This is a genomic window from Streptomyces silvisoli (assembly GCF_029269905.1).
GTDB lineage: Bacteria > Actinomycetota > Actinomycetes > Streptomycetales > Streptomycetaceae > Streptantibioticus_A > Streptantibioticus_A silvisoli_A.
In genome coordinates this window covers 153,454-167,865 of record NZ_JARJBC010000006.1, presented here as the reverse complement: position 1 = coordinate 167,865, position 14,412 = coordinate 153,454, and the positions used below count along the sequence as shown (strand labels likewise).

The window sequence follows — 14,412 nt, the reverse complement described above, 5'->3', positions numbered from 1 at the left end:
GTGATAACTTCGGACCGCGAGCGTCCGTCCGCCCTCCCCATCGCGAAGGAGGCCGTGCCATGAGCCCGATGCGAGGCTCCGCGACGATCACCGAGGAATGGCGCCATCTGAGAGTGGAGCGAGCCGACGGCGTCACCACCGTCACCCTCGACCGCCCCGACCGGCTCAACGCCCTGACCTTCGGCGCCTACGCCGACCTGCGCGACCTGCTCCCCGAACTCGCCCAGGACGGCCGGACCCGGGTGCTGGTGCTCGGCGGCGAAGGGCGCGGCTTCTGCTCCGGCGGCGACGTGGACGAGATCATCGGCGCCACCCTGGCCATGGGCGCCGGTGAACTGCTGGAGTTCAACCGGATGACCGGCCAAGTGGTACGGGCGCTGCGCGAGTGTCCGTTTCCCGTGATCGCCGCCGTACACGGGGTGGCCGCCGGGGCGGGCGCGGTACTGGCGCTGGCCTGCGACTTCCGGATCGTGGAGCGCTCGGCGCGGTTCGCCTTCCTGTTCACCAAGGTCGGCCTGGCCGGGGCCGACATGGGCGCCGCCTATCTGCTGCCCAGGGTGGTCGGGCTCGGCCACGCCACCCGGCTGCTGATGCTGGGCGAACCGGTGTACGCCGCCGAGGCCGAACGCATCGGCCTGGTAAGCGAGTTGGCCGACGACGGTCAGGCCGCGACGGCGTCGGCCGCGCTCGCCCGCCGGCTCGCCGACGGCCCGGCGCTCGCCTACCGCCAGACCAAGGCCCTGCTGACCGCCGAACTGGACATGCCGCTGGGCGCCGCCGTGGAAATGGACGCCGCCGCCCAGGCGTTGCTGATGACCAGCGCCGACTACGCCGAGTTCCACGCCGCGTTCACCGGCAAGCGCCCCCCGAAGTGGGAGGGGCGGTGACCGCGGCAGGTCCGCGGCGGATTGCGGTGATCGGCGCGGGCCCCGGCGGCCTGTACGCCGCCGCGCTGCTCAAACGGCTGGACCCGGCACGGGAGATCACCGTCTGGGAGCGCAATGCCCCCGATGACACCTTCGGCTTCGGCGTCGTCCTCTCCGACGAGACCCTCGGTGGGATCGAGCACGCCGACCCGGTCGTGTACCGGGCGCTGAGCGAGGAGTTCGTCCGCTGGGACGCGATCGACGTGTCCCATCGCGGTACGGTCATCCGCTCCGGCGGCCATGGCTTCGCCGCGCTCGGCCGCCGCCGGCTGCTCGCCGTGCTGCACGACCGCTGCCGGAGCCTCGGCGTACGGCTGCGGTTCGCCGAAACCGCGCCGCCAGCAGCCGAGTTGGCCCGTGAGCACGATCTGGTGATCGCCGCGGACGGGGTGCACAGCGCCACCCGGGAGGCGTACCGGGACGTCTTCCGTCCGAGCCTGACCACGCACCGCTGCCGGTATGTGTGGCTGGCCACCGATCTCGTCCTGGACGCCTTCCGCTTCGAGATCGCCGAAACCCCGCACGGCCTGATGCAGGCGCACGGCTATCCCTTCGCCCACCCGTCGCCCACCACCACCCTCAACGGAGGCGCTTCGCGCCGCTGTGATGACCGCCCGTCGCCCACCACCACCCTCAACGGAGGCGCTTCGCGCCGCAGTGATGACCACCCGTCGCCCACCACCACCCTCAACGGAGGCGCTTCGCGCTCCCATTTGGATGGTGCCAGCACCTTCATAGTGGAGATGCGCGAGGAGGTGTGGCGGAGCGCGGGTCTTGACCGGTTGGACGAGGAAGGCTCGATCGCGCTGTGCGAGAAGGTCTTCGCCGATCTGCTCGGCGGCCACTGGCTGCGCTCCAACCGCTCTCGCTGGACGGCGTTCACCACGGTGACCAACGGCAGTTGGCGGGCAGGACGAGTGGTGCTGCTCGGCGACGCCGCGCACACCGCGCACTTCTCCATCGGCTCCGGCACCAAGCTCGCCATGGAGGACGCCCTCGCCCTCGCCGCCAACCTGCGGGAACAACCCGATCTGGACACGGCGTTGGCGGCCTACGAGGCCGAGCGCCGGGCCGTGGTGGAGAGCACCCAGCGCGCGGCGCTGGCCAGCCTGGAGTGGTTCGAGGAACTGGCCCAGTACGCCGACCAGCCGAAACGGCAGTTCGCCTTCAACCTGCTCACCCGCAGCCGCCGGGTCACCCATGACAACCTGCGGTTGCGCGACCCGGACTTCACCGCCGCCGTCGAGACCGAGTTCGGCGTCGAGCCGGGCACCCCGCCGATGTTCGCCCCCTTCCGGCTGGGCGGTCTCACACTGCGCAACCGCGTGGTCGTCTCGCCCATGGACATGTACTCCTCGGCCGACGGCACACCCGGCGACTTCCACCTGGTCCACCTGGGCGCCCGGGCGCTGGGCGGCGCGGGCCTGGTGATGACCGAGATGGTGTGCGTCAGCCCGCAGGGGCGGATCACACCGGGCTGCGCCGGGCTCTACACCGACCGGCACGAGGACGCCTGGCGGCGCATCGTGGACTTCGCGCACAGCCAGTCCCCGGCGGCGCTCGGCCTGCAACTCGGCCACAGCGGCCGCAAGGGCTCGACCCGGCTGATGTGGGAGGGCATCGACCAGCCGCTGCCGGACGGCAACTGGCCGCTGGCCGCCGCCTCCGCACTGCCGTACCGGCCCGGGGTGAACCAGGTGCCGCACGCGCTGGACGCGGCGGGACTCACCGAGATCCGCGAGCAGTTCACGGCCGCCGCCGTACGCGGCGCGCGTGCTGGCTTCGACCTGCTCGAACTCCACTGCGCCCACGGCTACCTGCTGTCGGGCTTCCTCTCACCGCTCACCAACCGGCGCACCGACCGCTACGGCGGCGACCTGACCGGACGGCTGCGCTACCCCCTGGAGGTCTTCGACGCGGTACGCGAGGTCTGGCCCGCGGAGCGGCCCATGACGGTACGGATATCGGCCACCGACTGGGCGGACGGCGGCACCACCGCCGACGACGCGGTCGAGATCGCCCGTGCCTTCGCGGCGCACGGCGCCGACGCCATCGACGTCTCCACCGGCCAGGTCGTGCCCGACGAACGCCCCGCGTTCGGCCGCTCGTACCAGACGCCGTACGCCGACCGCATCCGCAACCAGTTGGGCATCCCGGTGATCGCGGTGGGCGCCATCTCCTCCTGGGACGACGTCAACTCCCTTGTCCTGGCGGGCCGTACGGATCTTTGCGCGCTCGCGCGTCCGCACCTGTACGACCCCAACTGGACCCTGCACGCCGCCGCGGAGCAGGGCTACTCGGGACCGGGTGCGCAGTGGCCGCTGCCGTATCAGGCGGGCTCCAGGCGTCCGCCGACGGGGCGGGTCGACGGCCCCAAGCCGCGGTTGACGTTGGACGCCAGGTGAGGGCGGCGGTCTCGAAGGTCAAGCCGCCGCTCCCGCCGGTCACGGCATCCGATGAACCGCCCGTACGAACTGCGCGCCAGGCTCGCGCAGTCGCTCGTGCAACGCCGAGAACACCTCCGCGGCCCGGCCGCCGGGCCAGTCCGCGGGGAGCAGTTCGGCCGGGAGGCCGGGATCCGCGTACGGCAGGCGGCGCCACGAGTCCAGCACCCGTAGGTAGTCGCGGAAGGCGTCCTGCGGCGGTACGCAGGCGCGGCGGGACCAGGCGGCCAGTACCGGCTCCTGCTCGGCCAGGAACGCCCGGTGCAGCGCGGCGATGGCGTCCAGGTCCCACCAGCGGCTGACCGACTCCCGTGTGGGCTCGAAGCCCAGGTGGTCGCCGCGGAACAGGTCGGCGTAGCCGGCCAGGCCGAGCCGGTCCAGGGTGTGCCGGGCCTCCTCGTAGAGCTGCGCGGGGGCGATCCACACACCGGGGGCGGCCGTGCCGAAGCCCAGGCGGGACAGCCGTGAGCGCAGCAGATGGCGCTTTCGGCGTTCGGTCTCCGGGACCGAGAAGACCACCAGCACCCAGCCGTCCGCGCCCGCGGCCGAAGGGTGCCGGTAGATCCGGCGGTCGCCGTCCGCCAGCAGCTCGGTGGCGTCCGCCGAGAGCCGGTAGGCCGCCGCCGCGCCCACCCGGTCGGCGACCAGCAGTTCGCGCCGCTTGAGCCGGGAGACCGCCGAGCGCACCGACTGCGGGTCGACGTCCGCGGCGCCCAGCAGCCGGATCAGCGCGGCGACCGCCACCCGTCCCGCGCACTCCGCCCGGCCGTACGCCCCGAAGAACGTCAGGATCAGCGAACTCGGCGTATGCCCCTCGGTACGTTGCCCTTCCACGCGATCACTCTAGGTCGCGCAGCCGGAAGCGTTGCAGCTTGCCCGTGGGGGTACGCGGCAGCGCGTCCAGGAACGCGACCTCGCGCGGGCACTTGTACGGCACCATCTCGCCCTTGGCGAACTCCCGCAGCGCCCGCACCGTCCGCTCGTCCCGCGGCACCCCGTCGCGCAGCACCACGTACGCCTTGGTGATCCGCCCGCGGTCCGGGTCGGGGACGCCGATCACCGCCACCTCGCGCACGGCCGGATGGCGGGACAGGGCCTCCTCGACCTCCGGCGCGGCGATGTTGTGCCCGGCCGAGATGATCATGTCGTCGGCGCGTGCCACGTAGGTGAAGTAGCCGTCCGCGTCGCGCACATAGGTGTCGCCGGTGATGTTCCAGCCGTCGCGTACGTAGTCGCGCTGCCGCTCGTCGGCCAGGTACCGGCAGCCGGTCGGGCCGCGCACCGCCAGCAACCCCGGCTCACCGTCCGGCAGTTCGCCGCCCGACTCGTCGACGACCCGCGCCTGGTAGCCGGGGACCGGCACCCCGGTGGTGCCCGGCCGGATCGCACCGTCGGCCGCGGAGATGAAGATGTGCAGCATCTCGGTGGCGCCGATGCCGTTGATGATCTCGATGCCGGTGCGCTCGTGCCACGCCTGCCAGGTGTCCGCCGACAGGTTCTCCCCGGCCGAAACGCACCGCCGCAGCGAGGAGATGTCGTATCCGCCGCCCTCCAGCGCGCCCAGCATGGCGCGGTACGCCGTCGGCGCGGTGAACAGCACGCTCACCCGGTGCCGGGTCACCGCCTCCAACAGCGGCTCGGCACCGGCCCGTTCGAGCAGCAGCGTGGACGCCCCGGCGCGCAGCGGGAAGACCACCAGGCCGCCCAGCCCGAAGGTGAACCCCAACGGCGGGCTTCCGGCGAAGACATCGGACTTCTCCGGCCGCAGCACCAGCGCGGAGAAGGTGTCGGCGATGGCCAGGACATCCCGGTGGAAGTGCATGCACCCCTTCGGCATTCCGGTCGTCCCCGAGGTGAAGGCGATCAGCGCCACGTCGTCCGCCGAGGTGGCGACCGCGGGGAAACGATCCGGCTTGCGCTGGGCGAGCCGCGTCAGGTCCCCCGGCCGCTCGCCGCCGAAGGCCGCCGTGCGCAGCCCCGGCACCTCGGCCTTCTCCAGGTCGTCGAGTGACCGGATGTCACACAGCGCGTGCCGTACCCGGGCGATCCGGCAGATCACCGCCAGCTCCCGGGGGCGGTGCGCGGCCAGCACGGTCACCGCGACCGCGCCGGCCTTCATCACCGCGAACCAACAGGCCACCAGCCACGGCGAGTTGGGTCCCCGGAGCAGCACCCGGTTCCCCGGGACCACCCCCAGGTCCTCCACCAGCACCCGTGCCACGCGGTCGGAGGCCGCCCGCAGCTCCTCGTAGCTCCACACCTCGCCGCCCGGCGTGCGCAGGCACGGGCGGTCGGGGCCGAAGCGTTCGGCGCTGGCGTCCAGCAGTTCCGTACCGCAGTTGAGCCGGTCCGGGTACCGCGGCAGTGGTGCGTCGAGCAGCAGACCCGGCCACTGCTCCGGCGGCGGCAGGTGGTCGCGCGCGAAGGTGTCCAGATGTGCGGAGGGCAGCAGATCCATCGTGGGTCGCCCCTTTGCGACGGTCCGGGCAAGGGTGGGAATCCGGCCGTGCGATTGCCGAATCAGCGTAACGTGATGGTGACGACAGTCAACAGACCGCGATAAGCAACGCGTTGGGTCCGTCAGACCGCGAAGCGAGGAGGCAGCCCGGTGCCGGTGTTCGCACTCGATCCCGAACAGCAGGCGTGGTGTGAGCGCGTCCGCGAGCAGGCGGCCACCCGGCTGCGTCCGCTCGCCGAGGCGGGCGAGCCCGGCCGGGTCAACCGGCCGCTGCTCGCCGAACTCGCCCGTCTGGGAATGCTGGAGCGGCTGTTCCCGGCGGACGGCCGGCCCCGCGCCCTGGACCTGTGCCTGCTGCGCGAGTCGCTGGCCCGCGAGTGCACCGAGGCGGAGACCGCGCTGGCGCTCCAGGGCCTCGGCGCTCATCCGGTCCTGTGCGCACCGCGGTTGGCGCGGCGCTGGATCCCGCTTGTGGCCTCGGGCCGTGCGGTGGCCGCCTTCGCGCTGACCGAGCCGGACGCCGGGTCCGACGCCGCGGCACTGCGGCTGCGGGCCGAGCCGGACGGCGCCGGGTGGCGGCTGACCGGTACCAAGCGCTGGATCTCCAACGCGCCGGAAGCCGACTTCTACACGGTCTTCGCCCGTACCGCACCGGATGCCGGGGCGCGCGGCGTGACCGCCTTCCTCGTCCCGGCCGACCGCCCTGGACTTACCGGCGAGCCGATCCGGATGCTCTCCCCGCACCCCATCGGCAGCCTGAGCTTCGACGGGGTGCCGGTCGGTCCGGACGATCTGCTGGGCGAACCGGAGCGCGGCTTCCGGGTCGCCATGGAGACGCTGAACCTGTTCAGGCCGAGCGTCGGCGCGTTCGCGGTCGGTATGGCGGGGGCGGCGCTCGACGCCGCCGTCCATCACGCCGGTCAACGCACCGCGTTCGGCGGGCCGTTGAAGGACCTACAGGCCGTGGGCCACACCCTGGCCGAGATGGCCACCCGCACCGAGGCGGCGCGGCTGCTGGTGCTGGCCGCCGCGGAGGCGTACGACGCCGGGGCCCCCGACATCGCCAAGCGGTCGGCGATGGCCAAGTTGTTCGCCACTGAGACCGCGCAGTACGTGGTGGACGCCGCCGTCCAACTGCACGGGGCCGGTGCGCTGCGCGCGGGGCATCTGCTGGAGCACCTCTATCGCGAGGTGCGGGCGCCGCGGATCTATGAGGGCGCGACCGAGGTGCAGCGGTCCATCATCGCGCGGGAGTTGTACCGGTGAGCCGCGATGGGCGGGTGCGGGTGGGGTGGGGCTGCCGTGGGACCCTCCCCACCCACCCGCCCCCTGTCAGATGTCGCGGAACGTCTCGATCTGGGCGCCGATGGAGTTCAGCCGCTCGGCCAGCTCCTCGTAACCGCGGTTGATGACATAGACGTTGCGCAGCACCGAGGTGCCCTCCGCCGCCAGCATCGCCAGCAGCACCACCACCGCGGGCCGCAGCGCGGGCGGGCACATCATCTCCGCCGAGCGCCAGCGGGTCGGGCCCTCGACCAACACCCGGTGCGGGTCCAGGAGTTTGACGCTCGCGCCGAGCCGGGTCAGCTCGGTCAGGTAGATCGCGCGGTTGTCGTACACCCAGTCGTGGATCAGCGTGGAGCCCTGGGCGGTGGCCGCGATCGCCGCGAAGAACGGCACGTTGTCGATGTTGAGGCCGGGGAACGGCATCGGGTGGATCTTGTCCAGCGGCGCCCGCAGCTTCGACGGCCGTACGGTGAGGTCGATCAGCCGGGTGCGGCCGTTGTCCGCCGGGTACTCCGGGCTGCGCTCGTGGTCCAGGCCCATCTCCTCCAGTACCGCGAGCTCGATCTCCAGGAACTCGATCGGCACCCGGCGGATGGTCAGCTCCGATGAGGTGACCACGGCGGCGGCGATCAGGCTCATCGCCTCGACCGGGTCCTCCGACGGCGCGTAGTCCACGTCGCGGTCGATGTGCGGCACGCCGTGCACGGTGAGCGTGGTGGTGCCGATGCCCTCGACCTTCACGCCCAACTGCTCAAGGAAGAAGCACAGGTCCTGGACCATGTAGTTGGAGCTGGCGTTGCGGATCACCGTGACACCGTCGTGCCGGGCGGCGGCCAGCAGCGCGTTCTCGGTCACCGTGTCGCCGCGCTCGGTCAGCACGATGGGCCGGCTGAGGGAGCGTGAGGGGTCGACCTGGGCGTGGTACGAGCCGGAGGTGGCCGTGACGTCCAGTCCGAAGTGCCGCAGCGCCGCCATATGCGGATGCACGGTGCGGGTGCCCAGGTCGCAGCCGCCCGCGTACGGGATCCGGAACTGGTCGGTGCGGTGCATCAGCGGGCCGAGGAACATGATCACGCTGCGGGTGCGGCGCGCCGCCTCGGTGTCCATCGAGTCCAGGTCGAGCTCGGCGGGCGGCACGATCTCCAGGTCGTTGCCCCCGTTGATCCAGCGGGTGCGCACCCCGATGCTGCCCAGCACTTCGAGGATCCGGTAGACCTCCTCGATCCGGGCCACCCGGCGCAGCGTCGTGCGCCCGGCGTTCAGCAGCGAGGCGCACAGCAGCGCGACACAGGCGTTCTTGCTGGTCTTGACGTCGATCGCGCCGGACAGCTGACGTCCGCCCACCACCCGCAGATGCATGGGGCCCGCGTATCCGAGTGAGACGATCTCGCTGTCCAGTGCCTCACCGATTCGGGCAATCATCTCAAGGCTGATGTTCTGGTTCCCGCGCTCGATGCGGTTGACCGCGCTCTGGCTGGTGCCCAGGGCCTCGGCGAGCTGCGACTGGGTCCAGCCGCGGTGCTGCCGCGCGTCACGGATGAGCCTGCCGATACGTACGAGGTAGTCGTCAGTCATGAGCAGAGGCTATCTCAGATATGAGATGCCGCTCGGCAGGGGGGTGGTGTGGCGCCCCGCTGTGCGGCGAATGGCCCAAAGCCCGTGCCGGAGCCGGTCGGGGCCGCGGCATGACCGCGCGGCGGTGATGTACTAGTGTTATCTCGACATCGAGATATCTGTCGAGGGGCGTACCGCTGCCGCGCTAGTAAGGCTCACCTAACTTAGGCCCACCTTAGTGCATCGGCCTCGAACCGCGGCGACAGGATGCGGTGGTACGCGCGAAACATGCATAAGGAGACTGTCGTGTCGGCGAACAGCTTCGACGCCCGCAGCACGCTGCGCGTGGGCGACGAGTCGTACGAGATCTTCCGGCTGGACAAGGTCGAGGGCTCCGCCCGTCTGCCGTACAGCCTGAAGGTGCTGCTGGAAAACCTGCTCCGTACCGAGGACGGGGCGAACATCACCGCCGATCACATCCGTGCGCTGGGCGACTGGGACGCGAGCGCCCAGCCCAGCCAGGAGATCCAGTTCACGCCGGCCCGCGTGATCATGCAGGACTTCACCGGTGTGCCGTGCGTCGTCGACCTCGCCACCATGCGGGAGGCCGTCAAGGAGCTGGGCGGCGACCCGTCCCGCATCAACCCGCTCGCCCCGGCCGAGCTGGTCATCGACCACTCGGTGATCGCCGACCGCTTCGGCACCCCCGACTCCTTCGCGCAGAACGTGGAGTTGGAGTACGGCCGCAACAAGGAGCGCTACCAGTTCCTGCGCTGGGGCCAGACCGCGTTCGACGAGTTCAAGGTCGTCCCGCCCGGCACCGGCATCGTCCACCAGGTCAACATCGAGCACCTGGCCCGCACCGTCATGGTCCGCAACGGCCAGGCCTACCCCGACACCCTGGTCGGCACCGACTCGCACACCACCATGGTCAACGGCCTCGGTGTGCTGGGCTGGGGCGTCGGCGGCATCGAGGCCGAGGCCGCGATGCTCGGCCAGCCGGTCTCGATGCTGATCCCGCGGGTCGTCGGCTTCAAGCTCACCGGCCAGCTGCCCACCGGCACCACCGCCACCGACCTGGTGCTGACCATCACCGAGATGCTGCGCAAGCACGGCGTGGTCGGCAAGTTCGTGGAGTTCTACGGCCAGGGCGTCTCCTCGATCCCGCTGGCCAACCGCGCCACCATCGGCAACATGTCCCCGGAGTTCGGCTCCACCGCCGCGATCTTCCCGATCGACTCCGAGACCATCAACTACCTGAAGCTGACCGGCCGTTCGGAGCAGCAGATCGCCCTGGTCGAGGCCTACGCCAAGGAGCAGGGCCTGTGGCTCGACCCGGCCGCCGAGCCGGACTTCTCCGAGAAGCTCGAGCTGGACCTGAGCACCGTCGTGCCGTCCATCGCCGGCCCCAAGCGCCCGCAGGACCGCATCGTGCTGGCCGAGGCCGCCGAGAAGTTCGGTCAGGACGTGCGCGACTACGTGCCGGTCGCCGACCTCGACGAGGCGGGCGTGGAGTCCTTCCCGGCCTCCGACGCCCCGGCCGTCTCCAACGGCGTGCCGAGCAAGCCGACCCAGGTCACCGCCCCTGACGGCGCGACCTACGAGATCGACCACGGCGCCGTCACGGTCGCCGCGATCACCTCCTGCACCAACACCTCCAACCCGTACGTCATGGTCGGCGCCGCGCTGCTGGCCAAGAAGGCGGTGGAGAAGGGGCTGACCCGCAAGCCGTGGGTCAAGACCACGCTGGCCCCGGGCTCCAAGGTCGTCATGGACTACTACGACCGCGCCGGGCTCACCCCGTACCTGGACAAGCTGGGCTTCAACCTGGTCGGCTACGGCTGCACCACCTGCATCGGCAACTCCGGCCCGCTGCCGGAGGAGGTCTCCAAGGCGGTCAACGACAACGACCTGGCCGTGGTCTCGGTGCTGTCGGGCAACCGCAACTTCGAGGGCCGGATCAACCCGGACGTCAAGATGAACTACCTGGCGTCCCCGCCGCTGGTCGTCGCGTACGCCATCGCGGGCTCGATGAAGGTGGACATCACCAAGGACGCGCTCGGCACCGACAACGAGGGCCACCCGGTGTTCCTGAAGGACATCTGGCCCTCCGAGCAGGAGGTCGAGGAGGTCGTCGCCTCCGCCATCGGCCAGGAGATGTTCGCGCAGGACTACGCCGACGTCTTCGCGGGCGACGCGCAGTGGCAGGCGCTGCCCATCCCGACCGGCAACACCTTCGAGTGGGACGCCGAGTCCACCTATGTGCGCAAGCCCCCGTACTTCGAGGGCATGACGATGGACCCGGCCCCGGTCGAGGACATCGCCGGTGCCCGGGTGCTGGCCAAGCTGGGCGACTCGGTGACCACCGACCACATCTCCCCGGCCGGTGCCATCAAGGCCGACACCCCGGCGGGCAAGTACCTCACCGAGCACGGTGTGGACAAGCGGGACTTCAACTCGTACGGCTCGCGCCGCGGCAACCACGAGGTGATGATCCGCGGTACGTTCGCCAACATCCGGCTGCGCAACCAGATCGCGCCCGGCACCGAGGGCGGCTTCACCCGCGACTTCACCCAGCCGGACGCTCCGGTCGGCTTCATCTACGACGCGTCGCAGAACTACCAGGCGGCGGGCATCCCGCTGGTCGTGCTGGCGGGCAAGGAGTACGGCTCCGGCTCGTCCCGTGACTGGGCCGCCAAGGGCACCGCGCTGCTGGGCGTCAAAGCCGTCATCGCCGAGTCCTACGAGCGCATCCACCGCTCCAACCTGATCGGCATGGGCGTGCTCCCGCTGCAGTACCCGGCGGGCGCCTCGGCCGAGTCGCTGGGCCTGACCGGTGAGGAGACCTTCTCCATCTCCGGTGTGACCGAGCTGAACGAGGGCCGCACCCCCGGCACCGTGAAGGTCACCACGGACACCGGTGTCGAGTTCGACGCCACCGTCCGCATCGACACCCCCGGTGAGGCCGACTACTACCGCAACGGCGGCATCATGCAGTACGTGCTGCGCTCGCTGATCCGGAAGTAGATCCGGCGGGCGCGACGTGCCCGACACGGCCGACAGGGCCGCACTCCACTTCAGGAGTGCGGCCCTGTTTTATGTTTCAAGCCTGTGAGACGACGGAGTGGCAGGTCTCAACTCGGGAAACTTCCCGTCCGGGACTGTGCTCGATCTTGCCGCCTCACAGGAAGTGGACTATACCTGTCGGCGTCCAACGGCCTTTCGATTTCGGCCCAGCTTCACCGTACGACCCAGCTTCGACCGACAGCGGTAGCCGGCGGGTTCCGGTGCACCGCCTGAGTCCTGAAGAAGGCGAGGACTTGAGCATGGGATCCACCATCGAGCCGAACCGGCTCAACCGCCGCGACCTCATCAAACGGGCCGCGGCGCTGGGAATCGCCGCCGTTCCGGCCAGTGGGCTGCTCAGCGCGTGCGCCGCCAGCGGCGGTGGCGGCAAGCAGGAGACCGGAAAGAAAACCGCGACCAACCCGTTCGGCGTGGTGGACAACGCGGGCCTGGAAGTCATCATCTTCAAAGGCGGATTCGGGGACGACTACGCCAGGCGGTTCGAGAAGCTCTATTCGAAGGAATTCCCCAACGCGAAGGTCACCCATACGCCCACCCAGAACATCACCGGCCTCCTGCAGCCCAGGCTGAACGGCGGTAATCCGCCGGACGTGGTGGACGACTCGGGCAACGCCCAGATCAAACTGGACGTCCTGCAGAAGGCCGGCCAGCTCGCCGACCTCACCCCGCTGCTTGACGCGCCATCAATAGACGATCCCGGCAAGAAGGTCCGCGACACCCTGCAACCGGGCACCGTCGAGCTGGGCACCATCGGCGGCACGTTCTGCACCCTCCAGTACGTCTACACCGTCTTCGGCCTGTGGTACTCGGGAAAGCTGTTCCGGCAGCACGGCTGGAGCGAGCCCAGGACCTGGGCCGACTTCATGTCGCTCTCCTCGGAGATCAAGAAGGCCGGTATCGCGCCGTTCGCGCACCAGGGCAAGTACCCGTACTACATCAACGTCGCCATCATGGACCTGGCCATCAAGAACGGCGGCCAGGACTTCCTGAACCGGGTCGACAGGCTCGACGAGACGGTGTGGGACGAGGCCCCGGCGAAGAACGCCATCGAGGCGGTCTACCAGATCGTCAGCAACAACTACCTGCTGCCCGGCACCAACGGCATGACCCACATCGAGGCGCAAACCGCCTGGAACCAGTACCGGGCCGCCTTCGTCCCGTGCGGCGCCTGGCTGGAGAACGAGCAGCTGAAGTCCACCCCGTCGGACTTCGAGATGACCTTCATGCCGATGCCGTCGCTGCCCGGCGACAAAATGCCGTTCGAGGCGATCCGTGGCGGTGCCAACGAGCCGTACATCGTGCCCGCCAAGGCGAAGAACGCGGCGGGCGGCATGGAGTTCATGCGGGTCATGCTCAGCAAGGCGGGTGCGATCGCCTTCGCGCAGACCGCCAACTCGCTGACCGTGGTCAAGGACGCGCTCGGCCCGGACGTCCAACTGCGCCCCGGCACCAAGTCCACGGTAGCCGCGCTGAAGGCGGCCGGGACCAACGTCTTCAACCCCACGTACCTGTACACCGCCAGCTCGCTCGACGTCGACATGGGAAACGCCAGCAGCGAGCTGATGGCGAACCGCATCCAGCCCGCCGAATGGCTGAAGCGGGTCAAGGCGGCGACGCAGAAGGCGAAGAAGAACGGTTCCTGACAGCACAAGGTGGCGGTACGCGCTGGACGTACCGCCACCACGGCGGGCCTCTCGATCGTCAGGCAGGAATTATGCGACACCGCAAGTACCCGTTCATCGTGGGCTTCCTCATCGTGCCGGTCGCGCTGTACGCGCTGCTGGTGATCTGGCCGTACCTGCAGACCTTCGGCTACTCGCTCACCGACTGGTCCGGCGAGTCGACCGTGATGCACTTCGTGGGCTTGCGCAACTACACCACGCTGTTCTCCGACGGCGTCTTCCGCCAGGCCCTGCTGCACAACGCGCTGCTGCTGGTGTTCCTGCCGGTGGTCACCATCCTGCTGGCGCTGTTCTTCGCCTTCATGCTCAACGTCGGCGGGCGCGGCGGCACCGGGGGAGTGCAGGGAGTGCGCGGCGCGGCGGTCTACAAGGTGGTCTTCTTCTTCCCGCAGGTGCTGTCCATCGCGATCCTCGCGGTGCTGTTCGAGGCCGTCTACCGCAGTGACGGCGGCGGGCTGCTCAACGGCATCCTGCTGAAACTCCATCTGGAGGACGCACAGCATCCGATCGAATGGCTCAACGACCCGAATCTGGTGCTGTGGTGCATCCTGGCCATCCTGGTGTGGTCCGGGGTCGGCTTCTACCTGGTGCTGTTCTCGGCCGCCATGCAGTCCATCCCCAGGGAGATCTACGAGGCCGCGCTGCTGGACGGCGCCGGGCGGGTGCAGACCTTCTTCCGGGTCACCCTCCCGCTGCTGTGGGACAGCGTGCAGACGGCCTGGGTCTATCTGGCGATCGCCGCGATGGACGCCTTCGCCCTGGTCTCCACGCTGACCCCGGGCGTGGCCTACGGCGGTGGACCGGACTACCACGGCGAGGTGATGGCCACCTACCTGATGCGCAACTTCCTGTACTTCGGCAAGAGCGGCTACGCCTGCGCCATGGGCGTGGTGATCCTCTTCCTTACCCTGATCCTGTCCGCCGTCGCGCTGCGGGTCACCCGCCGCGAGCGCATCGAGTTCTGAGCGGGGACC

At 70.1% G+C, this 14,412-nt stretch carries 9 protein-coding genes; 6 read left to right on the top strand and 3 right to left on the bottom strand.

Going from position 1 to position 14,412, the window contains the following annotated elements:
- Positions 1 to 59 precede the first annotated feature (59 nt).
- Both P3G67_RS12430 and P3G67_RS12425 read left to right on the top strand, forming a co-directional pair.
- A complete protein-coding gene (locus P3G67_RS12430) occupies positions 60 to 887 on the top strand; it encodes an enoyl-CoA hydratase family protein (RefSeq protein WP_276093507.1) in 828 nt (275 codons plus the stop codon).
- Entirely contained in the window at positions 884 to 3,331 is a 2,448-nt protein-coding gene (locus P3G67_RS12425) for an oxidoreductase (RefSeq protein ID WP_276093506.1), read from the top strand. Before P3G67_RS12430 ends, P3G67_RS12425 begins: the two co-directional genes overlap by 4 nt.
- Before the next feature lie 39 nt (positions 3,332 to 3,370).
- Here P3G67_RS12425 and P3G67_RS12420 read toward each other — a convergent pair whose 3' ends face one another.
- The gene (locus tag P3G67_RS12420) at positions 3,371 to 4,204 is read right to left on the bottom strand and encodes a PaaX family transcriptional regulator (RefSeq protein ID WP_276093505.1); all 834 of its coding nucleotides are present in this window, start codon (positions 4,202 to 4,204) and stop codon (positions 3,371 to 3,373) included.
- A 4-nt stretch (positions 4,205 to 4,208) separates the two neighbouring features.
- Complete coding sequence (locus P3G67_RS12415) at positions 4,209 to 5,828, bottom strand: AMP-binding protein (RefSeq protein ID WP_276093504.1); 1,620 nt, start codon at positions 5,826 to 5,828, stop codon at positions 4,209 to 4,211.
- A gap of 150 nt (positions 5,829 to 5,978) precedes the next feature.
- On the opposite strand from P3G67_RS12415, the gene P3G67_RS12410 reads away from it, so the two are divergent.
- Positions 5,979 to 7,094, top strand: a complete 1,116-nt coding sequence (locus tag P3G67_RS12410) for an acyl-CoA dehydrogenase family protein (protein ID WP_276093503.1) — start codon at positions 5,979 to 5,981, stop codon at positions 7,092 to 7,094.
- Positions 7,095 to 7,160: 66 nt separating this feature from the next.
- On the opposite strand, the gene P3G67_RS12405 is transcribed toward P3G67_RS12410, so the two are convergent.
- Positions 7,161 to 8,690, bottom strand: coding sequence for a helix-turn-helix domain-containing protein (locus P3G67_RS12405; RefSeq protein ID WP_269856531.1), 1,530 nt, complete (start codon positions 8,688 to 8,690; stop codon positions 7,161 to 7,163).
- A gap of 285 nt (positions 8,691 to 8,975) precedes the next feature.
- Here P3G67_RS12405 and acnA point away from each other — a divergent pair, with 285 nt between their 5' ends.
- From acnA to P3G67_RS12390, 3 genes are all read left to right on the top strand, one after another.
- Complete coding sequence (acnA, locus tag P3G67_RS12400; RefSeq protein ID WP_269856530.1) at positions 8,976 to 11,696, top strand: aconitate hydratase AcnA; 2,721 nt, start codon at positions 8,976 to 8,978, stop codon at positions 11,694 to 11,696.
- 299 nt (positions 11,697 to 11,995) lie between these two features.
- On the top strand, positions 11,996 to 13,399 hold the full coding sequence (gene ngcE, locus P3G67_RS12395) for an N-acetylglucosamine/diacetylchitobiose ABC transporter substrate-binding protein (protein WP_269856529.1): 1,404 nt from the start codon (positions 11,996 to 11,998) through the stop codon (positions 13,397 to 13,399).
- 71 nt (positions 13,400 to 13,470) lie between these two features.
- Positions 13,471 to 14,403: a carbohydrate ABC transporter permease gene (locus P3G67_RS12390; RefSeq protein WP_269856528.1), complete on the top strand. Its 933-nt coding sequence runs from the start codon at positions 13,471 to 13,473 to the stop codon at positions 14,401 to 14,403.
- Positions 14,404 to 14,412 lie beyond the last annotated feature (9 nt).